The organism is Faecalimicrobium dakarense (assembly GCF_000499525.1).
Lineage (GTDB): Bacteria > Bacillota > Clostridia > Peptostreptococcales > Peptostreptococcaceae > Faecalimicrobium > Faecalimicrobium dakarense.
The window spans coordinates 1-22,111 of sequence record NZ_HG529364.1; the positions used below are offsets into that span (position 1 = coordinate 1).

Below are 22,111 nucleotides of genomic sequence, written 5' to 3' on the forward strand. Positions count from 1 at the left end.
TTTTATTTTATATTTATACTTTCAGTTATTTTTTCATTTTTTTCATCTTCAATATTAGAAAACTCTAAACTTATAGGGTCTTTAGTATTATGTAATGCTACTCCCATTTTTATAGTTTTAGATTCCTTAGGTTTTAAGTTACCTATGAATCCTGTAATATTGTCTTCTGAAGTACTTACAAAATACTTTGTTTCTTTATTAGCTTGATATGGATATATATCTATATTTGATAATTCTATATCATCTAAAGAATTATTCTCTACATTCATAGTCAATATAGCCGACGCATTATATTTTTTTCCAATATATATGCTTTCTTTTATTATCTTTATATCTACTACATTAACCTTTATATCTTTAGTATTAAGATTATTTATCCATATATCTTTAGTATATTTATTTTCTATGCAAGTCGATTTAGTGTAACTGCAAAGTGATATAAATATAGCTATAAAACAGGTTAAAAACTTTTTATTCATAAAATCCTCCTAAATAATTTTTTCTTATTTTATGCATAGGAAAATTTTTCATTCATAATTATAAAATTAAATTTTTTTATAATTTAATTTAATTAAAATTTCTTATTTTTTTTTGAAATTACCTATTGCTTTTTTTGTCGAATTTTGTTATTATTTATTTAAGGTTATTCCCCTAATAACCGATTATTTTACTCCCCAAATAAAATATATTCCCTAATAAACCCCTTTTTATAATATATTTTACCCCTTTATAGCCTTACTTGATCGGTTTAAAGTAAGGCTATTTTTTCATATTTTTTTATTATTCCTCTAATAACGCTGTATCCCTTTGCTTTACTATCAACAAATGAATTTATTTTACCATTATCTATAATATTCCATACATCATTTTCTTTATAAAGTTCTAATTTAACACTATCCCCTAATACCCATGAAAAGCTGTTTTTGCTTATTTTATAATAATTCCAATCTAAGTTGTTATTAACTAAAGATAGTTCATTCATTATTTCTAATACATTATCATATCTTTCCTGAGGATTTACCTTTATACATTTTTCTATTATATTTATCAGTGATTTTGGTATATGAGGTAAATATTTTTTCCTAATTGGAAATTTTCCTTTTGCACAAGCTAACTTTAGGCTATTTAAATCTTTATATCTTCTAGCCTGTTTATTGTATTCTTCATTTCCATTACACATTCTGTATAATGTTGTTCCTATCTGATATATGTCTATTTTTTTTGCTTATTATAGAGTTGCTACATTGTTCTGGTGCTATATGCTTATAGTAAACATTTTTAAGTCTTGCATTTCCTAAATGATTTAAATATAGGGCTGACCCAAAATCAGTTAGTACTGCATTATCTTCATTACCTATAAGAATATTATTTGGCTTTATATCACAATGTATAATATTTCTACTATGCATATAATCTACTGCTGATAAAAAATCTAAAGAGTATTTTATTATTCTTCTTACTGATAAATTTTCATTTTGCAATAAACTATATAAAGATCCCCTTTTAAAATAAGGCATAGTAATATAAATATATTCATCATCATATGATGCTGTATTTATAGGAATTATATTAGGATGCTTTAGATTATATATTTTTTTGATTCTTCAAAGTACTTTCCGTCGTCTCTAAAATTATTTTTTGCTATTTGTTTTAACATAAATATAGATCCTAATTGCACATCTTTAACAATATAAAGTGCTGAGTTAACCCCTTCAGAATTTATTTTTTCTATTATTTCAAGATTAAAATTTGGACTTATATACACTTTTCCACCCCACAATTTGAAAGCAATTCATCTAATACGCCTTCCATTTTTACTATATTAATAGCCTCTATACCAAGGTCATCTTCTATATTCATATATGCTTTTTCTATTTTATATTGTTTTATAAGTCTAACCATAAATTTTCTTATATAATTTAATTTATCACCTATATTAAAAGATTTTGGCACTATAATTTTATCTTGTAATATATCTTTCTTCTCATATTCATATTCAAATATATTAAATTCTATTTTGTCTATAAATATATTAATATCTATAAAAACCATACACTCAACTCCTAAGAAAGATTTCTGTCTGTTATATACTATGAAAGCATTTAAAATTTAAACACTAATTGGACAAAAAAATAAGCATGAAGTTCATGCTTATCTTAATTTTCATCTTTTATTTTCAAAAATAATTTCGCTGTAGCTAATGTATCACTATCTGCTCTATGAGCATTTTTATTTTCTATATTATAATACTCACATGCCGTTTCTAATTTTTTATTTTTACCTTTATAACTTTTACTTTGTTTTAATAGCTCTAAAGTACATATATGTTTATTTATCGGCTCTAAATTCATCTCTTTAAGGTAGTAATTTAAAAATTTCAAATCAAATTTTGCATTATGAGCTATTATTGTTCTATCACCTATATAATCTCTAAATCTAGGTAGCACAGTTTCTATACCTTCTTCACCTTCAACCATTTCATTAGTTATATTCGTTATTTCAGTTATAAAGTATGGTATTATTGATTTCGGCTTTATAAGCCTTGAATAGTTTTTAACTATCTTATTGTTGATTATTTCAGTTATACCTATTTCTATTATCTCACAACCTTTATATGGATCAAGGCCTGTAGTTTCTAAGTCTACAACTACATATTCATTCATATTGTTCTCCTCAAATTGCAAATACGCATATTTAATATAATCTAATTATATCAAATATGCGTATTTATATAAACTCTTATATTTACAAACTATTATCCTATATAAGGCATTGGATTAGTATGTTTTCCATTTATCCTTACTTCAAAATGTAAATGTGGTCCTGTTGATCTACCTGTCGAACCTATCTTAGTAACAACTTGTCCTTTTTGAACTCTTTGACCAACTGATACAACTAGTTCACTATTATGTGCATATAATGTTACTTTTCCATCATCATGTTGTATCATAACTGTATTTCCGTAGCTTCCTTGTGTTCCAGAGAATATTACTATTCCATTGTCTATAGCTACTGCAGGAGTACCCTTAGGTGCTGGTATATCTACACCTGTATGTAATTTTTGTACATTTAAAACAGGATGTTGTCTATATCCATATGGAGAGCTTACTCTTGTATGTCCTGGTACTGGCCAAGATCCGCTAGATATAACACCAGTTGGCCCGCTAGTTGCCCCATCGTTTGATGATTCTTGTTTTGCTGCTTGCTCTGCCGCTAATTTAGCTGCTGCTTCTGCTGCTATTTTTTCTAATTCTGATTCTAAATCATTTTCTTCTTTTTCTAGTTCATTTTTTAATGCTTGTAACTCACTTTTGTCAGCTTGTACTGATTCATTATCACTTTGTAATTGTGATTTAAGTTCTTCTTGCTTTTGTTTTTATTTTCTAATTCTTTTTCTTTACTTTCTACTGCTACTTTGTTATCATCTAACTCTTTTAATAATACTTTATCTTGTTCTATAACTTGCTGAACTATATAGATATTATTGAAAAAGTCTGACAAAGATGAACTACTTAAAATAACTTTTAAGTATCCCATAGAATAATTATTATTTATAGCCTTTAATCTTTTTCCTAAGGCTTCTTCATTATCTTTTATATTATTTTCTAAAGTTTTAATTTCTTCTTGTGTACTATTTATTTCTTCATCTAATTTGTTTATTTCTTCATTAGTTTTTGAAATATTAGCTTCTATTTGTACTACTTTCTCATCTAAATCTTTTATTTTATTTACTATAGTCGTTTGTTCTTGTCTATTTTCATTTAATTTTTTATCTAAATTATCTTCTTTATTGTCTGCATATATAAAGTTTGTACTAACTACTACAGCACATACCGTTATTAATGATACTATTTTTTTCACTCAATTTCCCCCTATTATCTATACTTTTAAATGTTTCTTAACCGATAATACACTTCCAAGTACTCCTATGCTTATTCCTGTTATAACTAAAACTGCTATAAGGGACATAGATATACTAGTTAAAGGAAGTGCTACATTTCCTACAACTTTACTTATAATAGATGTAGTTTTTTCTAATATATATCCATACATTCCAACACATGCTCCTACGGCTAAAAGCGATCCCATCATTCCTATCGTAAATCCTTCTACTATAAATGGCGCTATTATAAATCCATTACTAGCTCCAACGTATTTTATTATTTGTATTTCTTCTTTTTTACTGTAAACTCTGCTTTTTATTGTGTTTGATATTATCACTAAACATATTAGTAATAATGCAATAATTATTATTGATCCAAATTTTTTAACCATATTTGACATACTTAAAAAGTTTTGCATTATATCTTGATTATATTTAACCTCTTCAACTCCACCTAATTTTGATATTTTAGATGATACTGTCTTTAAGTTATCTGGATTATCTATTGTTACAAGATAAAAATCATTAAGAGGATTTTCTACACCGTCTAGTAGGTATGCTTCTTCTCCCCAACTTTTTTTCATATCGTTAAAAGATTTTTCTTTTGTTTTATATTCTACCTCTTTTACACCTGTTATTTTACTTATATCTTCTTTAATTTTTGCTTTTTCTTCTTCACTTATATTAGCTTCCATTGAAACTCTTACTTCATTTATTTCATCTTTAGCAAATTGAATAAATTGATTTATATTTAAAACTATAGTAAATACTATACCTAGTATAATCAAAGCAGACGTTACTGATATTACAGATATAAAACTCATAGTTTTGTTGCTAAAAATTCCTTTTATTCCTTGTTTTAAACTATATAAACACTTAGACACTAACTTCATATAAATCCCTCTTTGTATCTTTGACTATTTTTCCTTTTTGAATTTCTACGATTCTATTTGGAAATAATTTTAAAATTTCTATATCATGAGTTGCCATTATAACAGTAACTCCTTCTGCATTTATGTCACTTAATAAATTTAATATACCTATTGAGTTATGTATATCTAAATTTCCAGTACATTCATCTGCTATTATTATAGAAGGTTTATTTACTATAGCCCTTGCTATACCAACCCTTTGACATTCTCCACCTGATAACTCAGCTGGATATTTATTGTATTTATCTGCAATTCCAACCTTTTTTAATACGTCCATTACTTTAGGTTTTATCTCACTAGGGTTTGTTCCTACTACCCTTAAAGCTATCTCCACATTTTCAAATACTGTTTTTTCATTTAATAATTTAAAGTCTTGAAATACTACTCCTAGATTTCTTCTATAATTATGTATTTTATTAGTTTTTAATTTTGTAATTTCTTCTCCTAAGACAGAAAGTCTTCCTGATGATATTTTTTCTTCTCTAGTCATTAGCTTAAGTAAAGTTGATTTTCCTGCGCCTGAGTGACCCACTAAAAATACAAATTCTCCTTGCTTTATACCTAAGTTTATATTATCTAATGATTTATTACCATCGGCATAGACTTTATCCACATTAGTAAATTTAATCATTTATACCACTCCATTATACTTTTTTCTTGATTTTTGTCGTTATTTTTTTCTTTATTATTCAATTATACCTAATTATAACATTTTTTGTAACCTTTTTGTAACTTTAAATCGAAATTTTATTTTTCTGCAAACTTTGATACTATATAAATAACCCTAGATAACATTTTGCTATCTAGGGTTATTTTTATTTTTCATACTATTCTAGTTAGTTTTACCTTTTGTCTTATCCCTATAGTTATAGGAACTTTTTCTACTTCAACGATACTAGTATCTATTCCAAACCATTTTTGAGGAGATACTGTTATCTTCTTTATAAATACCTTAAGACTCATTGCAAAATTATCCCATCTTGAAAGGTTACTTTCATTAGATAAAGTTTCTTCTAATATTACAAATTTAAAATCTCCTACATTTTTATCAGTCCCAGTATTTATCATATAATCTTTAGGATTAAATTTTAATTCTCCTGTTAATATTAAATCTTGAATTACATCTCTTAAAAATACATTTATCTTTTGACTAACTCTAAATCCTAAATTAAATTCTATACTAAATATTTTATTAGGTTCTATTGTATATACTCTATAATCCATAGTATGTGGCTCATCGGTTACCTTTACATGAATAAACCAGTAGTATCTTGAACGTTTTGGACATTTGTTAAATATAGAGTATAATATTTTATTTTCTACATATTTTCGATCATTAGATTGAGTTAAATATATTGTATGAGTAGAGTATATGGCACTGTTGTGTCTTTTTCTATAGCTTTAAATTTATCTAAGTGATCTGATATTTTACTAAACTGCACATATTTTTTCTTTATAGTAACCCCATGTATCCATATGTACATAATAAATATTATTATTAATCCTATTAATAAAGTTATATATCCACCCCTAAAAAATTTGAATAAGTTAGAATATAAAAAGCTTATTTCTATACAACCAAAAACAACTAGAACAAATATAGATATAATTGGTCTTTTCTTATTATATCTTTCATACTGTGATAATAATATAGTTGTCATAAGCATAGTTACAGTAATCGCAAGACCATATGCTGCTTCCATATTTTCTGACTTTTTAAAGTATAATACTAATAATATACAGCCAATACCTAAAGAGTAGTTTATTGCTGGTATATATATTTGTCCTTTTTCATCATTAGGATATCTAACTTGTAATCGTGGAAACAAATTTAGTTTTATTGCTTCTGATATTAATGTAAATGAACCAGTAATAAGTGCTTGACTTGCAATAATAGCTGCTAATGTTGCTATTATAACACCTGGTATAATAAACCATTGTGGCATTATTAAGAAAAATGGATTTTCACTTATTAATTCTCCTTTTCTTGAAATTAGCCATGCCCCTTGTCCTAAATAATTAAGCACTAAACATGTTTTTACGAAAAACCATGTGTAGTATATATTTTTTCTTCCACAATGTCCTAAGTCAGAATATAAGGCTTCTGCTCCTGTAGTACAAAGAAAAACCGCACCTAAAATATAAGTACTTTTAGGACTTGTAATCAATAAATTAATAGCATAATAAGGATTTATAGCCTTTATTATTTGATGATAGTTCATTATATTAACAACTCCGAATATAGCTAACATGGAAAACCATATAAACATAATCGGTCCAAAGAGTTTACCAATTTTAGTAGTCCCAAATTTTTGAAATGAAAACAAAAATATTAATATACATATAACTATTATTATTATCATTTTTGTGCTTAATGGGAATATTAATCTTAAACCTTCAATAGATGTTGTTACTGTAACTGGTGGTGTAATCATTCCATCTGCTAAAAGTGCAGCTCTTCCTATAACTGCCGGTATCATTAGCCACTTAGCTCTTTTTCTTACTAATGTATATAAAGAGAATATTCCTCCTTCTCCATTGTTGTCTGCTTTAAGAGTTAACATTACATATTTTATTGTTGTCTGCAAAGTTAATGTCCAAAAAACTAGCGACACTCCTCCTAATACTAGATCAGTAGATGCATATCCTCCATTAGTTGATAATATTGTTTTCATAACATAAAGAGGCGATGTCCCTATATCCCCATACACAATACCTAGTGCTACTAAAAGTGATGCCATGCTTATTTTTTACTACTACTCATAATATTGCTCCCCTTTAAATAAAATTTACTAATAAGTCTAGTTTGTATTTATTAAGGCTTATCTTATCTATCTCTGTATTATATTATGTTTTATTTGATCAAATATTTTTATTTTATCTAGTTAATCATATTATCTTTATGTACTTAATTTTTTCAGCTGAATTTTATTTAAATTCCATTATACTCCTTTTAAAAAAAATCAACATATTTTTAATTTAAAATTAACAATAAATTAACTTTTTACTATATTAGAAACTTATTTTTATATAAATAAAAGAAGCTAATCTCTATTTTAAGATAGCTTCTAATTTTTTTAGTATTTTGTTTTTTTCTTCCCTTTTTCTCCCGCTAAATAAACAAGTCCATTGCCTTGCACTGCTCTTGAATAATCTAACACTTTCGTATGTTTAATTAATTGAGCGTATAGCTCTCTTTGATTTAAATTTCTTTGAAATTCTTTTTTAGACCAGTTTTTAAGAAGAGCTAAACTTCCACTTACATGCGGAGTTGCCATGCTTGTTCCACTTAGTATAGCAAATTGATTATTTGGATAAGTTGATAATATATTTACACCTGGTGCAACTACATCAACAGCTAAATTTGCATTACTAAAGCTTGCAGGAACGCCTCTTTTATCAACTGCTCCAACTGATATTACATCTATATATGCTGCTGGGTAAGAGTATTCAAAGTCGTTAGAATTTCCATCTCCATCATTACCCGCTGCACATACAACTAAAATATGTTTATTTATAGCTTCTTTTACTGCCTTTTCTAACTTTTCACTATTTTGTGACATCCCAAGTGACATTGATATTATATCTACATTTTTTTCAATAGCATAATTAATAGCATTTACTACCCAACTTAATTTACCTGACCCAGTTTTATCTATCGCTTTTAGTACATAGATTTGAGCATTAGGTGCTACTCCAACTATTGTATTGTTTCCTCCATTAGCAGCTATAGTGCCAGTTACATGAGTCCCATGTCCAACTCTATCTATAACTATATCAGGATTTTTCCCATCTTCATCAGTAAAGTTTCTAACTCCTATTATATTATTTTTAAGACTTTCATGATTAATATCACATCCAGAATCTATTACTGCAACCTTTACACCTTCTCCCATTTGAGATTCTCCCCATATAGTTTTAGCTTTTATCATATCAACTCCATATGGAGCTTTTGTATCCTTTCCTCTAACTTCTCTATCTAAAGTAAATGGAATTAACTTTATAATTAAATCTTCTTGTTTAATTTTCAATATAATCACTCCAAACTTGTTTTATATTTAATTATATATATTTGAATTGATTATTGTGAATGTTACCTCTTTTTAAATATCTTTCAATATTTGCTATTATATTCTTTTCATCACTATCATTTATATCTATTCCATATAAATATAAATCTTCTTCCCCTTCTACTTTATACACACCTTGTACTATTTTTTCGTCTTCTATAACTACTTCTAATTTAGATTTAAGGGGTAGATAATAAGTACCTATTTTTTCTTTTTTATCTTCATTCCATTCACCAACATATTTATATGTATCACAAGTATATGTACCTATCCCACATCTTTTTCCTTTTTTAAAGTCCCCTTCATAAATACTTTTGTCACTATATGTATATCTACCTATTCCATCAAACAAATCATCTTTAAATTCACCTTCATATACTTCATTTGCTCTAGATTTATATATACCCTTTCCCCTTTTTAATCCATATTTAAATTCGCCTTCATATATTTCCCCATTAGCTTCTGTATAACATCCATAACCATGAAATACATTATCTTTAAACTCCCCTATGTATTTACTTCCGTCTTTGTATTTATACTCTCCTTTTCCATTTATCTTTGAGTCCTTAAATTCGCCTTCATATACATCTCCATTTGATTTTATTAGCTTACCTTCTCCGCACTGCAGATTATCTTCCCACATACCGCTGTATCTACTACCATCTTTATAGTATAATACTCCTTTACCATTTTTCTTATTATTTTTAAAATAACCTTTATATATATCTTTATTGGTATGAGTATACATTCCTAGCCCTTCAATCATCCCATATTTAAAATCTCCACTATATACAGCTCCGTTATTGTATATGTATTTTCCTACACTATGCATCATGTCATCTTTCCATAATCCTTCATATCTTTCTTTATTTGAAAATATACATACTCCAAATCCATTTTTTTTACCATTTATTAGTTCTCCTTTATACCTATCTCCATTATTATAATTTATTATTTTTTCTCCATTTAAGTTATAGTCTTCTTTATAATCATACTTATCTTTTTTAAGTTTCAATTTTTCTTCTATGTTGACTTTATAACCTTCTAAGCTACCTCTTGACATATTTTTTGGTTTATTCTTTTTAAATGTAATAATAAACTTTATTAAAATAGTTACTATAAATATAGCCCATAAACAAATAAATACTTTTAATATAATAGTCAGATAATTCAAAATTTGTTCCATAATTTAATTTACCACCTTTCTATATATAATTTATATTTAGTAACTACTAGCTTTAGACTAATTCATATATAATTTAAAAGCTGCTAATAAAATAATTTTATTAACAGCTCTTTTCTAAGAAGTCTCTACAATTTATATTTTCATAACTTAAATCTTCATCAAATAAGTTTATAATATTTTTAAGCTCTTCTTTGTATTCAGTTTCATCTAATTTATAAAGCATCAAATCTTCTAAAAGATCTTTCATATCAAGATAAAAATTTTCTAATAGATACATACATCCTATATTTATATCTTTTATTTTTTCTAAAATATCTAATTTCTTATTTATATCCCTAAGCACGTCTATATTATAAATATCGATATCCTTTATCGTTTCAACATATAACCTTATAGTCTTTAATACTTCAATAGACATATCTAATTCATTATAACTTCCTTCATTTTTATAAAAATATTTTTTATATTCTTCGAATTTTTCTTCTAAATTTCCATTAATTATACTAAATGGTGGTTTAACTATATCTTGTATTACTAATATATTTCTAATATCTTCGTTATTCTCTAGTGCATTATCTAATATATACAAATTATAAGCATCGTATAAAGGATCATGTGCATCACCTAAAAATTCAATATTAGCACATCCCAATAAATTTTTTAAAGAAATATAATTCATACACCTTATTCCACTTGATAAATACTTATCCTTTACATCTACAAATAAATTTCTAATATTATTTATAAAACGTGGATGGTTGTGTTTCTTTGCACTTTTTTTATCAGTATTATTAAAACATGTTAAATCTAAACTTCCAAATGTATATATGCCCTCAATTTGAGAAAATGTCCCTAACCATTTTTTAAATTTCCTCATAACTATCTCATAAGTAGGTGCTTTTATTAAATCCTCTTGAGTTATGTGAGTTAGTTCTTCTATATGTGGATATATATGCATGTTTCCAACTGGTTTTATTAAAGATTTGAACTCCTCTATTTCTCCAGTATCTGTATCATACTTTATTGCACCTATGGCTATTATATCTGCATCTAGCATGTCTCTTTTACCTTTCGAACTTGGCATGTTCATTTCAAAGTCTATATATATTTTTTTCAATATAAACTCACCCCTTCTAAGTACATCTAATTATATTCTATCATTTTTGTTTATACATAGTAAAAAAACCGTTGAATTTTTCATCAACGGTCTTATAATTTAATCATTTATTCATATTTTTCCATAAAAGAATGCTTAACTCCATCTTCTTGCCATCCTAAAACTGAATCTATATTGACATTTTCAGCTGCTTTAAATATAGATTTTTCTACATCTTTAAATTGCGGCTCTAAGCTCTTTATTAAATCTTTTATTTCATATCTCTTATTACCAGTCTTTTTAGCTGCAACCATACAAGCACAATTTAATGGCCATATACCACTATTTTGTATAAATTTTACTATATGTTCTTCTCTTATATAGTAAAGAGGTCTTATTATTTGTATTCCATCAAAGTTTGTAGAATTTAATTTAGGTAACATGGTTTTAAAGTTTCCAGCACATAATAAATTAAGCATAGTTGTTTCTATAACATCATCATAGTGATGTCCAAGTGCTAGCTTATTACATCCTAATTCTTCAGCTTTAGAGTATAATGCTCCTCTTCTCATTCTAGCACACATATAGCAAGGATAATCCTTCGCTATTTCATCAGCTATTTCAAATATTCTTGAATCAAATAAATGTATTGGTATATCTAAATATTCACAGTTATCTACAAGTAGCTTTCTAATATCTTCATGATACCCCGGGTCCATTGCGATAAATTCTACTTCAAAGTTAACTTGTCCATGCCTTTTTAATTCTTGAAACATTTTTGCCATAAGTAAACTGTCTTTTCCGCCAGATATAGCTACTGCTATTTTATCTCCTTCTTCTACTAGTTTATAATCTCTTATAGCCTTTATAAATTTTGACCATAAATGTTTTCTATATCTTTTTATTATGCTTCTTTCTATTTCTTTTAATGGCTGTCTTTCATCAAAAGGTACTATAATCTCACAGCCTTTTCCTGCTAATTCACTCATTTTATCACCTCATTATTATGCAAACATGCAAATTATTTTATCATATATTCTATTCTTAGTTCAAGTGATACCTAAATTAATCTATTATTATTTATTTTATATGATTATTATTTGTAAGTTAAAAGATATTCATCCTTTTAGGAACAAAATTTGCTTGTACGAATAATATATATTAGATAATTATTATCTAACTTTTAAAATAGGAGGAATATTCAATGCAAAATGACAACAGGGGAGTTTCTCAAAACTGTGGATGTTCTCTTGCAAGACCTTATGTAAATGACCAGGTATTTACAAAAATGTTTAATCCTTGTGGTGCATTACAACATGGAACATTATTTCCAGAATTATATTTATGGGAGTCTTTAATGTATAACAAAGACCTGTATTCTACACCTATAATAAAAAGATCTGGAGGTAAAAGCAATGAAAAAAGAATCTAGAAGAGAGCTTATATTAAAGGTACAAGAATTAGGATTTGCATGCTTAGATATGAATCTATATTTAGATACACATCCAGAAGATCAAAAAGCTGTAAATACTTTTAATTCATTAAGTAAGCAATTTATGCAAGCTAAATGTGCTTATGAAAGTAAATATGGGCCACTAACAAACTTCGGTCATTCAATAAATAATTGTAATACTTGGCAATGGGTTTGCCAACCTTGGCCTTGGGATAGAGAAGTAAATTATTAGACATCAAAACTACTGGGAGGATTAATTTTTATGTGGATATATCAAAAAACTTTACAGCATCCTGTTAACCTTAAAAATGGGGATTTACAAATGGCTAAGTTTCTAATAACTCAATTTGGGGGGCCAAACGGAGAACTAGCTGCTGCAATTAGATATTTAAGTCAACGTTATACTATGCCTACTGGAAAATCTCGTGCACTTTTGACTGATATCGGTACAGAAGAACTTGCACATGTTGAAATGATAGCTACTATGGTTTATCAATTAACTTATGATGCTACTCCAGAACAATTAAGAGCTGCTGGGCTTGGTTCAAATTATGCTCAAAATGGATTTGGAATATTTCCATCAGATGCTAGCAATAAATAAACCCATCATTAAGACAGGTTTATTTTATCAAATCAGATACATAGTGTCAATGTATTTAGTACAAGTTTAATTGTATATTTATTTCATCAAAAGTTATTACTATCTTCTCAATCAACTCTTGCAGTATAACCTTCTTCTTTTCATTATTTGATTTCTCAAATAAATTTTCAAAATCCTTGTATTTATCTAATAAATATAAAGCATTGCTAGTTGTGTTTTTTAATGTTTCCAACTCTTTCTTATAAACTTCTAACTGCTCTTCTAATTCTTTTATTTCTATATTTAATTTTTTTATCATATTACTAGGTATATTTATATCTACATTACTTTCTTCCATAAATATTTTTTCAATTACATTCATAGCCTTATCTATCGCTTTATTTTTCTTATTAATATTCTTATTTATTATATCAATATTATTTACTATAGCAGTTCTATCACTAGTTATTTCTTCATTATATTTTTTTTCTAATGTTTCAATAGATATGTTGTTCATTATAGACCTTATATTATCTAATAATAATGGCTCTATTTTAGTACTATTGAAATTTTTTGTTATTTTGGCTTTGATATTTTTGCAATGCTTACATCTATATGTATGCACCCTTCCATCCTTAGTGCTTACATAATCAATAGTTAACTTTCTTTCTATTCCGTCTTCACATCTATGGAATAACAGACCTTCAAATAATATATTGGTTCTATTAGTGTATCTATTTGTACCTCTTGTGTTTCTTGATTTAGCACGTTCTTGTGCTTTATTAAAAATAATATCACTCACGATTTGCAACTCTGGAAAATCTAATAACTCACCTTGATATTTCTTTTTTCCAATATAGATCGGATTATATAATACACTAAACACTTTTGATATAGTCCACCTTTCACCACGTTTTAATATATTATTTTCTTCCAATAACTCCATAGTTCTCTTACATCCATAGTTAATATAATTGTCAAATATAAAAGTAACTACTTTACTTTCAACTTCATCTATTACAAGTTTTTTATCAATTACTTTATATCCAAAGTTAGGTACTCCACCAGTATATGCATTTTTTTCTATAGTTGCTCTTAATCCATTTTTAACTCTAAGACTTGTTTTTTTACTTTCATAATTTGCAGTCCAGAACTTTATAGCTTGAATTAATTCAGATGTATCATTATCTTCATTTAAAAGACCTTCTGTAACGGAATAAACTTTTACATTTTGTTCGTTCATAATAGTCATAAATGAAAGTATCTCTAATCTTCTTCCTAATCTATCTTGATTAAATACTATAATACATTCTAATTCTTCATTTAAAGCCATTTGTATCAGTTCCTGCAATCCTTCTCTATCTTCTAACTTTGTCTTATATCCAGATACACCTTGTTCCTCTATTGTTTTATGAACTGTTATATCGTTCTCTTTTACATATTTAGCTATACCACTCTTTTGACTCTCAAAGTCTTGCATATCGGTCGATACTCTAAGTAGCACTACATTCTGCTTCATCTTCTGCACCTTCTTTTTCTAATTCTTTTATTATATCTATAAATATATCACATAATCTATCTTTATCAACTTTGTTTTCACCATAACTAATGGTTACTTTCATATCTTCTATTTTCACTCTTTTCATAAACTCAACTCCTTACTATTACTTATGACAAACCTAATTTTTTAGTGTTAGTCCATATAATGCAGAAATAGATGAAAATGTAAAATAAAAGATGCTATATTTTCTCTTTATATTTTAGCGAATGACTTATTGTAATTTAATCTTTAGTCTTATTTATTAAATTTTATAAATTTCTTTTAGTCATTAAAATTTTAATTTTATTTAATAAAACATACTTTTATTAATATTTTAAAGGACTATATCTCTATAGTCCTCTATATTTGTTACTTATTAAAGTGTTTATTTATTACTTTAAATTCCCATTGCATTCTAGTTGTGTGCATACTTGTTTTACTTCTGAAGAAATCTACTTCCTCGTCTATACGTTCACTGCTCCAGTATGGGAATCTTTGTCTTAATATCTCATGTGCATACTCTCTAAATATTTTAGCATTCCCTTGTATTGTAGGATTGCAATTTAAAGCCTTATGCATTAGTAGAGAACCAGTTGTACAACTTATATTTTGTATTGTCTCATATGGTGACTTTTGAAAACTTAAAGCCATTGCTAATACTGCTTGTCTTTCGTTTCTATTTAATTTTTTTACACTCTTTACAACTTCTTCTGGTTGTATCATTACTTTGTTTTTCATCTTTTGTTTAATTCCTTTTTCATTATAGTATTTATAGGATAAGGTGATTAATACTCTTATTTGTTCCTATGTATATATATAATGTTATTGCTCAAGTAAATGTAAAAAAAATTAAATAAAAAATATTTAATTTTTTATTTAATAACTCAAATCATGATATTATATATTCTAGTTAACTTATCAAAACGAAATTTTTCCGATACCCCTTTTATTCTTATAAATAGAGAATATTTTTTTCTTCACCCACTACAAACTCGCAAAAGATGCCTATATAAAAAACACCTCATTTATGAGATGCTTTTTTATTTCTATTTTTATACTATATATCATATATTCCTAAACTAATACATAAAGCATTGTCTATTGCTTCCATATCTTTAACATTTATATGATCTATATATTCATATAGTCTATGTTTATCAACCGTTATTAGTTGTTCTAACATAACAACAGGAACTGATTTATTTATAACTCTGTAGCCATCTGATAATATAATGTTAGTTGGTAATTTTGTATTACTCCTTTTAGTTGATATAGGGGAAACTATAACTGTATTTGAGTATTTATTTGCAATATCATTTTGAACAACAACAACAGGTCTTCTACCTTTTGCTACTCTACCATCAGATATATAATCTGCCCAAAATATATCTCCTTTTTTGATATCTTGAGTTTCTTTCTCTTGATCTTGAGTTTCCTCCTTTTTGCCTTGAGTTTCTTTTTCTTGATCTTGAGTTTCTTTTCTTTTATACTCTTATATTCTTTGTTATATTCTTCTACTAACTCTGATAATTTTTCAGATTGATTAACAACTTTATTATCTAACTCAGAAATTTTATTATGAACTTGTTCAGAAATCATCTTAACATTATCTAAAATTTCTGAATTTCGTTTGCTCTCTCCATTGGTTTTTATACTTTCTGAAACAGAATATGCTATTGCAACTATTGCTAATGCAATTGATACAAAACCACTACTAATAGATATCAAATCCGTTATAAATATAGATTCATCTTTTTTAATATATGTAATCAATGTTAATAGTCCAATTATTATTAGTATTAAAATACATATAACCCAGTATATATTCACTCTAAATAATTTTTCTTTATTGTCATTATTCTTTCCCATTATATTCCTCCTAACTTGTGCCTTTATTATACCTTAGTATAGCAATTTAGGAAATAATTATTATTTCTATTTGAGACTTGGTGTATAACTATACTCAGTAATAAAGTCATTTTTATTATTACTTTATCACTGAATAACTCTCTTCAATCAATATTTTTTATATAGTATCCTTTAACTTATTTATTTTCTGACTCTTTTAGTTTTTCTAGCATCTATATATAATCTGTATAAATTATATATGATTCTTTTATACCTTGTTCTTTTATAATTCCACTTATTAACCTTATTTTACTTTAAGTTCTTCTAGTGTTAAGTCATTGATATGTTTTATATCTAATTTTTATATGTTTGTATTATTCGTAAAGTCTTGTTGTTCATCTTCTTCATACTTTTTTACAAGTTTATAGAATGTAGTTCTTTTAAGCCCTAAACTTTCCATAGTTACTTTTGCAGTTTGATTTCCTTGTTTCCAATTCTTATATTCTTGCTCAAAGTTATAAGGATATTCTGCTTTGGGTCTACCTAGATGCCTACCTTCTGATTTAGCTATTGCAATTCCTTCTGCTTGTCTTTGTTTTCTAAAGTCTGTTTCTTGTTGTGCTACATAACTTAGTACTTGTAATATTAAATTGCTTATAAAGTCCCCTAACAAGTCTTTATGCTGTCTTGTATCTAGTAATGGCATATCTATAACAACTATATCTGCACCTTTTAAAGTTATTTCGTTCCATAATTCCATTACTTCTTTATAATTTCTTGATAATCTATCAATTGATTTTATAACTACTAAATCACCTTCACCAACTACTTTTAATAGCATTTGTAAATTGGGTCTATCTGTATTAGTTCCGGTTGCCTTATCTATAAGTTCTATAGCATTAACTATATTATTGTTTTTATTAAATTCTTCCATAGATTGTATTTGTCTAACTTCATTTTGTTCCTTAGTTGATATCCTTATGTAATTAAATACTTTATTCATTTATTTTTACCACCTTTTTAATCTGATTATGAACTTAGTATACATCTCGTATTCGTAAATATCAATGTTTTTTACGAATATGTTTATAATTCTTTTTAAACCTTTACGAATATATTTATTTTTATAAATATGGCTTTATAGCTATATTCTTAATCTTAGCTATATGTATTTGTAATCGTATACCTTTACGGAATCTTTTTATAACCTAATATGGGTATAGTCAGGGTTTTGCAGATTTTACACGTTAAGGAGTATTTTAGAGTTTAGGTTTCAATAGTGGTTACTCTATTGAAACACTTATTAAATTAAGTAAAATCAATACTTTGAAGTGTATCATAAGACTTCTATTATAATAATCTTTTTATAGTACGAATAACTTAGTATTTTATTATATTTATAAAAAGTGTTAAAATCTTCAAACCATTGGAAATACTAACTTAATTTTGCTTAGCGTGTAAAATCCGTATTTTCCTGACGCTACCCCTAATATGCCTATTGAATTTCTAAAAGCCTTAGAATATCTTATGTTTATCAATTTTGTAAGCTTTTTAAGTTCTAAAAGTTAGGTTTCATTGCAATATAAAAGCACCCTATTTCTAGGATGCTTATTTCTACAATTTATTTTAAAAATTTATTTAGTTGATCTCTTGTATTATTTTTATATCCATATGTATCATGAAATAACTTATGACAAGTCTTACAAAATGTTATACCGTTAGCTATATCAGTTCTTAAATCCTCATGCTCCATATAATTAACTATATGATGTGCATTTAAATTTCCACCTTTATCATCACCACAATATTTACATGTATAATTATCTCTTTCATATACTGACTTTCTTCATAAGTAATATTCATAGCTTTTTCTTTGAGTAATTCTATCATCCTCTGTCATATTCGGATTATAATTAGGACTATTCTCTCCACTATATTTAATACCATAACCTTTTCTTGCACATTCTTTTGAGCAATATACATCTTTTGTATACTTCAATCTAGATTCCCATATCTTAAATGATTTATTACATATAGGACAACTATGATCTGTCTCCTTACTTCTTCCTTTTTCTCTATTATAATCTTCATAACATTCTCTTGAGCAAAATACATGATTACCTCTATTTGCAGATCTAATTCTCTGAAATGCTTTGCCACATTGTTCACATGTAAATTCACCTCTATCATAGTTAGGATTATTTTTACCTATAAAGAATTGTCCTATATTTTCTTTATAGCATTCATTTGAGCAAAATATATAGTTTTGTTCTTTTACTCGACTTGGTACAACCCAAATTTCATCCCCACAACCATCACATTCGTACAAAATCCTATTATAGTTAGGATTACCATCACCTAACATTAATATTTTTAAATGCTCCGTTCTACAGTCTTGATTACAATAATAGTTTTCTTGATTTTCAAACTTAGAATTAACTATTTCTATATTTTTATTACAGTAGCTACAATTTACTTTAACTCTGTTTCTTCTTGCAATCCCTTGACATTCATTACTACAAAATCTAGTTTTTTTGGTTTTTGTAGTAAAGTATTTTTTGCAGATTTCACATGTTTTAGAATATGTAGGTCTAAGATTGCGTCTACATTTTTTACATTTATTTTCATATCCATCTTTTATATTTGTACTTTTATCAAAATTATTAATCATTAATTTTTTATTACAAGATTTACATATCTTAAATTCCATAATTACTACCCCTATATGTATTTTTCTAAGATTTTTACTTTTTTCCAATGATATTATTGTCTTATTGTTTCTAAACTTTTTAACATTTCATTAGCATCAAGCAACATTTTATAAAACTCATAACAATCTATTTCTTTAGAATCTAGAAGTTGCTTAATTTGTTCTGTTTCTTCAAGCAAATCTATATTTTCAATAGGCTCGCCATGATATAAGTAAAAATGTATTTTAGATTCTATGTTGGCGAATACTTTCCAATGTTTTTTATATTTGTTAAACATATCATAACTTGCTAAACCCATTATTGTATCTAGTAGTTTATCTATTTCTTTTAAATTTTTCACAATATCCCCCTTAATTTTATTATACTTCTAAGGATAGAATATCACACTAAAAAAACTTGTCAACCCTAGTGATTGCAACAACAAACACCAAACCAGATATCTTTTTATATAGTATTTTTTAGCCTTATCTATGTTATAATAAAAAAAGAACTACATTCTTTTGGACTAGAGTGGAGTTCCATAAATGGGTTATTTTTTGAACTTGATCTTTATATCAAGTTTAAAGCCACTCTTTCGCACAGAGTGGCTTTTCCTATGTATCATATAAATAGAAATTTAATTTATGCTTATAGCTATTAGTAATCTAATATAAATCCGGTGTGATGATTCATCTAGTTATCGTGGGGTAGGTGGCTTTTAGCCACTTCGGCTTTACTTGTTCATAGTAGCTATCGCTACTATTTCACTTGTAACTCCTCCCCCACACCCCCTCCTTGCCTCGTTCAAAGTCGCTCGCCTCCGGCTCTCGATGTGTATTTTTATTTTTTTGTTTATACAATAAATAAAAAATTTCAATGAAACCTGCATATAGTAAATATATCTATTACAGTCTATACACACCTTATTGCAGTTTAATTAGTTTTTTCTGTATAAAATATAATATTATATATATATTATAGTGTAATATATACACTTTTTACGCTATTATTCTTTAACTATGAAGTATATTATAGGTATTGTGTTTCCAACCTTTTTACCTTTACCTTTCATAACACTGTATCCAAATTCATTAATATATTCTTTAAAAGCTTTATCACCTAAAACTCTGCCATTTCTACTATCTTTAGTGTCCCATTCAACTCTGAAATATTCTCTCAAGTTTTTATATTGCTCTTTATTCATACTTCTACCTTTTAATTTATTAAGGTATACTGGAATCTCTTCCATAGCAGAGTGTTTTTTCTGTAATTTACTTTTTTCAACTTCTATTATTGTTATGTTCTTATAATACTTTTTTAAGTTATCGTAAAAGAAAGTAACCATTGTAAACTCCTTTATTTGTTCCAATACACCGTTTATTATATCTAACTTGCAAGCTACTTTTTGTATTTGGCAATAATTAGGATGTATTTCTATCACGCCTTTATCTGTTATAGTTACCATAAAAGGAAAATCCGTGTTTCTTTTTGAATTTTTCCATATCCTTAAACCTTCAACATATGGATTTTTATAATCTCTAATAGCTATAATATTATTATTAATTTCTAATATATGTTTATCCCAAAACTCATTAAATGATAAGTTTTTATAATCTTTGTAATAATTGATAGTTCTATCACATTTACTCTTTATTGAAATCAATTCATCTTTATTATGAGATATTATATATACATTAGTTCTATCATTTATATTATTTGGATTATGTCTTTTTCTACCTATAAATTGTTGCATCTGTACAAAATCATATTGATTAAGTAGTATAATATGCTTAAGATCTTCCATTTTGAAGTTTATACCATTGTCTATAGCGCTATTAGCTACTATGCCTAACATCTCATCATCATAGAATCCTTCTTTCTTTAAGACCGCTTTATATCGTCTTGACATTTCACTATCTTCAATAAACCCTTTACCTTTTTGTTCCCATTTAGAATATAAGAATCCTACTAATCTATTATCATAAGAATATTTATTAGAATATTCTTCTATCTTATCTTTTGAAAATCTCTCATTTACAAATATTACAAACTTCTCATTATAAGGTATATTTTGCATGACATTATCTAATGTATCATTAGTAACCGTTATATCTAGTCTATCATTGAAACCTAGATCCATACTTTCTTCTAAACTCAAGACTTCATTATAAATCTCTCTACCACCAAGCTCTATATCTTTAATAACATTCATATAACCTTTAAGTTCTTCTGTCGTAGCACTAAGGAATAGAGTTGTATTATCTACTGAATGTTCTATAAATTTATTTAAAGTGAATTGAGTTGTATTATTCCAACTGTCATTTAAGAAATAATGACATTCATCTGCTATTATTAACTTATATTTTTCTAAAAAGTTAATATCCTCTAAGAATTTCTTAGTTACCGATTGATACGAAAGTATATCTATATATTTAGTTACATATTCTTCTTCTTCCATAGTTTCAAAATAAGTAGTATCTAAGTTATTCTTTAAATCTTCTTTTATTTGATCTAATAAAGCACTTCTATTAGCTAGTAATAATGCTTTCCTATCAGACGCTCCAAAAGGTTTAAATTCACCTTTAGCTATCTTTATTACATTCTGCTGTATAAAATAAGTCTTGCCAGCTCCAGTTGGTGCAGTTATTATTTGTATCCTTTCTTTTTTTTTAAATAGATCTTCTACTTGTTCTCTTGTAAATTTTTGTGATAAATATCTTTGTATCATTATCTTTGTCTCCTCTTATGCAACACTATTTATAATTTTTTAGTTCTTACTTACCTATATACTTCATATAATGCTATTAATTAAAAGAACGTAAAAAAAAGCAAT

At 26.6% G+C, this 22,111-nt stretch carries 27 protein-coding genes and 2 pseudogenes; 3 read left to right on the forward strand and 26 right to left on the reverse strand.

The genetic code is table 11. The annotated features are described in order from the left end of the window. Positions 1-2: 2 nt before the first annotated feature. From BN899_RS11350 to BN899_RS11420, 16 genes are all read right to left on the reverse strand, one after another. The gene (locus tag BN899_RS11350) at positions 3-479 is read right to left on the reverse strand and encodes a hypothetical protein (RefSeq protein WP_042275496.1); all 477 of its coding nucleotides are present in this window, start codon (positions 477-479) and stop codon (positions 3-5) included. 269 nt (positions 480-748) lie between these two features. After that, positions 749-1,180, reverse strand: coding sequence for a hypothetical protein (locus BN899_RS19075; RefSeq protein ID WP_052356832.1), 432 nt, complete (start codon positions 1,178-1,180; stop codon positions 749-751). Continuing rightward, positions 1,173-1,601: a protein kinase domain-containing protein gene (locus BN899_RS19080; RefSeq protein WP_147568543.1), complete on the reverse strand. Its 429-nt coding sequence runs from the start codon at positions 1,599-1,601 to the stop codon at positions 1,173-1,175. The genes BN899_RS19075 and BN899_RS19080 overlap by 8 nt, the downstream gene beginning before the upstream one ends. Further along, a complete protein-coding gene (locus BN899_RS19085) occupies positions 1,580-1,765 on the reverse strand; it encodes a hypothetical protein (protein ID WP_052356834.1) in 186 nt (61 codons plus the stop codon). The genes BN899_RS19080 and BN899_RS19085 overlap by 22 nt, the downstream gene beginning before the upstream one ends. Continuing rightward, complete coding sequence (locus BN899_RS11370; RefSeq protein WP_042275499.1) at positions 1,756-2,052, reverse strand: hypothetical protein; 297 nt, start codon at positions 2,050-2,052, stop codon at positions 1,756-1,758. Before BN899_RS11370 ends, BN899_RS19085 begins: the two co-directional genes overlap by 10 nt. Positions 2,053-2,156: 104 nt before the next feature. Next, a complete protein-coding gene (locus BN899_RS11375) occupies positions 2,157-2,663 on the reverse strand; it encodes a 3'-5' exonuclease (protein WP_042275501.1) in 507 nt (168 codons plus the stop codon). A 92-nt stretch (positions 2,664-2,755) separates the two neighbouring features. After that, positions 2,756-3,241 (reverse strand): M23 family metallopeptidase, encoded by a 486-nt coding sequence (locus BN899_RS20175; protein ID WP_081712245.1) that lies wholly within the window; start codon positions 3,239-3,241, stop codon positions 2,756-2,758. A 50-nt stretch (positions 3,242-3,291) separates the two neighbouring features. Further along, positions 3,292-3,861, reverse strand: a complete 570-nt coding sequence (locus BN899_RS11385; protein ID WP_042275504.1) for a coiled-coil domain-containing protein — start codon at positions 3,859-3,861, stop codon at positions 3,292-3,294. A gap of 18 nt (positions 3,862-3,879) precedes the next feature. Next, the gene (ftsX, locus tag BN899_RS11390) at positions 3,880-4,776 is read right to left on the reverse strand and encodes a permease-like cell division protein FtsX (protein WP_042275506.1); all 897 of its coding nucleotides are present in this window, start codon (positions 4,774-4,776) and stop codon (positions 3,880-3,882) included. After that, a complete protein-coding gene (locus BN899_RS11395; protein WP_042275509.1) occupies positions 4,760-5,446 on the reverse strand; it encodes a cell division ATP-binding protein FtsE in 687 nt (228 codons plus the stop codon). The genes ftsX and BN899_RS11395 overlap by 17 nt, the downstream gene beginning before the upstream one ends. A gap of 191 nt (positions 5,447-5,637) precedes the next feature. Further along, a complete protein-coding gene (locus tag BN899_RS20555) occupies positions 5,638-6,189 on the reverse strand; it encodes a KUP/HAK/KT family potassium transporter (protein WP_373276237.1) in 552 nt (183 codons plus the stop codon). Continuing rightward, complete coding sequence (locus BN899_RS11400; RefSeq protein WP_330362532.1) at positions 6,162-7,556, reverse strand: KUP/HAK/KT family potassium transporter; 1,395 nt, start codon at positions 7,554-7,556, stop codon at positions 6,162-6,164. The genes BN899_RS20555 and BN899_RS11400 overlap by 28 nt, the downstream gene beginning before the upstream one ends. A 336-nt stretch (positions 7,557-7,892) precedes the next feature. Further along, the gene (locus tag BN899_RS11405; RefSeq protein WP_042275512.1) at positions 7,893-8,846 is read right to left on the reverse strand and encodes a S8 family peptidase; all 954 of its coding nucleotides are present in this window, start codon (positions 8,844-8,846) and stop codon (positions 7,893-7,895) included. Positions 8,847-8,877: 31 nt separating this feature from the next. Then, positions 8,878-10,071, reverse strand: coding sequence for a hypothetical protein (locus BN899_RS11410; RefSeq protein ID WP_052356836.1), 1,194 nt, complete (start codon positions 10,069-10,071; stop codon positions 8,878-8,880). A gap of 100 nt (positions 10,072-10,171) precedes the next feature. After that, the gene (locus BN899_RS11415) at positions 10,172-11,188 is read right to left on the reverse strand and encodes a 3'-5' exonuclease (RefSeq protein WP_042275515.1); all 1,017 of its coding nucleotides are present in this window, start codon (positions 11,186-11,188) and stop codon (positions 10,172-10,174) included. A gap of 107 nt (positions 11,189-11,295) precedes the next feature. Further along, entirely contained in the window at positions 11,296-12,156 is an 861-nt protein-coding gene (locus tag BN899_RS11420; protein WP_042275518.1) for a tRNA 2-thiocytidine biosynthesis TtcA family protein, read from the reverse strand. A gap of 215 nt (positions 12,157-12,371) precedes the next feature. On the opposite strand from BN899_RS11420, the gene BN899_RS11425 reads away from it, so the two are divergent. The 3 genes and pseudogenes from BN899_RS11425 to BN899_RS11435 all read left to right on the forward strand — a co-directional run. Beyond that, the gene (locus tag BN899_RS11425; protein WP_042275522.1) at positions 12,372-12,599 is read left to right on the forward strand and encodes a spore coat associated protein CotJA; all 228 of its coding nucleotides are present in this window, start codon (positions 12,372-12,374) and stop codon (positions 12,597-12,599) included. After that, positions 12,583-12,852 carry a spore coat protein CotJB gene (locus BN899_RS11430; protein WP_042275524.1) on the forward strand — a complete coding sequence of 90 codons (270 nt, stop codon included), beginning with the start codon at positions 12,583-12,585 and terminating at the stop codon, positions 12,850-12,852. The genes BN899_RS11425 and BN899_RS11430 overlap by 17 nt, the downstream gene beginning before the upstream one ends. A 30-nt stretch (positions 12,853-12,882) precedes the next feature. Next, a pseudogene (locus BN899_RS11435) lies at positions 12,883-13,212 on the forward strand (manganese catalase family protein); the annotation flags it as partial. A 64-nt stretch (positions 13,213-13,276) separates the two neighbouring features. Here BN899_RS11435 and BN899_RS11440 read toward each other — a convergent pair. The 10 genes and pseudogenes from BN899_RS11440 to BN899_RS11475 form a co-directional block, all read right to left on the reverse strand. Further along, positions 13,277-14,719, reverse strand: coding sequence for a recombinase family protein (locus BN899_RS11440; RefSeq protein WP_042275527.1), 1,443 nt, complete (start codon positions 14,717-14,719; stop codon positions 13,277-13,279). Further along, the gene (locus tag BN899_RS19090) at positions 14,694-14,846 is read right to left on the reverse strand and encodes a hypothetical protein (protein WP_154658900.1); all 153 of its coding nucleotides are present in this window, start codon (positions 14,844-14,846) and stop codon (positions 14,694-14,696) included. The genes BN899_RS11440 and BN899_RS19090 overlap by 26 nt, the downstream gene beginning before the upstream one ends. A 263-nt stretch (positions 14,847-15,109) precedes the next feature. Beyond that, positions 15,110-15,478, reverse strand: coding sequence for a hypothetical protein (locus tag BN899_RS11445; protein ID WP_042275530.1), 369 nt, complete (start codon positions 15,476-15,478; stop codon positions 15,110-15,112). A 319-nt stretch (positions 15,479-15,797) separates the two neighbouring features. Continuing rightward, complete coding sequence (locus tag BN899_RS11450; protein WP_042275533.1) at positions 15,798-16,142, reverse strand: type II toxin-antitoxin system PemK/MazF family toxin; 345 nt, start codon at positions 16,140-16,142, stop codon at positions 15,798-15,800. Then, positions 16,091-16,609 (reverse strand): hypothetical protein, encoded by a 519-nt coding sequence (locus BN899_RS11455; protein WP_042275535.1) that lies wholly within the window; start codon positions 16,607-16,609, stop codon positions 16,091-16,093. Before BN899_RS11455 ends, BN899_RS11450 begins: the two co-directional genes overlap by 52 nt. Before the next feature lie 340 nt (positions 16,610-16,949). Continuing rightward, on the reverse strand, positions 16,950-17,591 hold the full coding sequence (locus tag BN899_RS11460) for a recombinase family protein (RefSeq protein ID WP_042275537.1): 642 nt from the start codon (positions 17,589-17,591) through the stop codon (positions 16,950-16,952). Positions 17,592-18,209: 618 nt separating this feature from the next. Continuing rightward, positions 18,210-18,389, reverse strand: a pseudogene (locus BN899_RS18690) (HNH endonuclease); the annotation flags it as partial. A 45-nt stretch (positions 18,390-18,434) separates the two neighbouring features. Continuing rightward, positions 18,435-19,298 carry a hypothetical protein gene (locus BN899_RS19290; protein WP_052356837.1) on the reverse strand — a complete coding sequence of 288 codons (864 nt, stop codon included), beginning with the start codon at positions 19,296-19,298 and terminating at the stop codon, positions 18,435-18,437. A gap of 53 nt (positions 19,299-19,351) precedes the next feature. After that, entirely contained in the window at positions 19,352-19,639 is a 288-nt protein-coding gene (locus BN899_RS11470) for a hypothetical protein (protein WP_042275538.1), read from the reverse strand. A gap of 645 nt (positions 19,640-20,284) precedes the next feature. Further along, a complete protein-coding gene (locus BN899_RS11475) occupies positions 20,285-22,006 on the reverse strand; it encodes a DEAD/DEAH box helicase family protein (RefSeq protein ID WP_042275540.1) in 1,722 nt (573 codons plus the stop codon). Between the last annotated feature and the right edge of the window lie 105 nt (positions 22,007-22,111).

Excerpts from the sequence above, each read along its gene's own strand:
- BN899_RS11350 (WP_042275496.1), bottom strand. The coding sequence starts at position 479 with ATGAATAAAAAGTTTTTAACCTGTTTTATAGCTATATTTATATCACTT.
- BN899_RS19075 (WP_052356832.1), bottom strand. The coding sequence starts at position 1,180 with ATGTGTAATGGAAATGAAGAATACAATAAACAGGCTAGAAGATATAAA.
- BN899_RS11370 (WP_042275499.1), bottom strand. The coding sequence starts at position 2,052 with ATGGTTTTTATAGATATTAATATATTTATAGACAAAATAGAATTTAAT.
- BN899_RS11375 (WP_042275501.1), bottom strand. The coding sequence starts at position 2,663 with ATGAATGAATATGTAGTTGTAGACTTAGAAACTACAGGCCTTGATCCA.
- ftsX (WP_042275506.1), bottom strand. The coding sequence starts at position 4,776 with ATGAAGTTAGTGTCTAAGTGTTTATATAGTTTAAAACAAGGAATAAAA.
- BN899_RS11395 (WP_042275509.1), bottom strand. The coding sequence starts at position 5,446 with ATGATTAAATTTACTAATGTGGATAAAGTCTATGCCGATGGTAATAAA.
- BN899_RS11400 (WP_330362532.1), bottom strand. The coding sequence starts at position 7,556 with ATGGCATCACTTTTAGTAGCACTAGGTATTGTGTATGGGGATATAGGG.
- BN899_RS11410 (WP_052356836.1), bottom strand. The coding sequence starts at position 10,071 with ATGGAACAAATTTTGAATTATCTGACTATTATATTAAAAGTATTTATT.
- BN899_RS11420 (WP_042275518.1), bottom strand. The coding sequence starts at position 12,156 with ATGAGTGAATTAGCAGGAAAAGGCTGTGAGATTATAGTACCTTTTGAT.
- BN899_RS11425 (WP_042275522.1), top strand. The coding sequence starts at position 12,372 with ATGCAAAATGACAACAGGGGAGTTTCTCAAAACTGTGGATGTTCTCTT.
- BN899_RS11430 (WP_042275524.1), top strand. The coding sequence starts at position 12,583 with ATGAAAAAAGAATCTAGAAGAGAGCTTATATTAAAGGTACAAGAATTA.
- BN899_RS11440 (WP_042275527.1), bottom strand. The coding sequence starts at position 14,719 with ATGAAGCAGAATGTAGTGCTACTTAGAGTATCGACCGATATGCAAGAC.
- BN899_RS19090 (WP_154658900.1), bottom strand. The coding sequence starts at position 14,846 with ATGAAAAGAGTGAAAATAGAAGATATGAAAGTAACCATTAGTTATGGT.
- BN899_RS11445 (WP_042275530.1), bottom strand. The coding sequence starts at position 15,478 with ATGAAAAACAAAGTAATGATACAACCAGAAGAAGTTGTAAAGAGTGTA.
- BN899_RS11455 (WP_042275535.1), bottom strand. The coding sequence starts at position 16,609 with ATGGGAAAGAATAATGACAATAAAGAAAAATTATTTAGAGTGAATATA.
- BN899_RS11460 (WP_042275537.1), bottom strand. The coding sequence starts at position 17,591 with ATGAATAAAGTATTTAATTACATAAGGATATCAACTAAGGAACAAAAT.
- BN899_RS19290 (WP_052356837.1), bottom strand. The coding sequence starts at position 19,298 with ATGGAATTTAAGATATGTAAATCTTGTAATAAAAAATTAATGATTAAT.
- BN899_RS11475 (WP_042275540.1), bottom strand. The coding sequence starts at position 22,006 with ATGATACAAAGATATTTATCACAAAAATTTACAAGAGAACAAGTAGAA.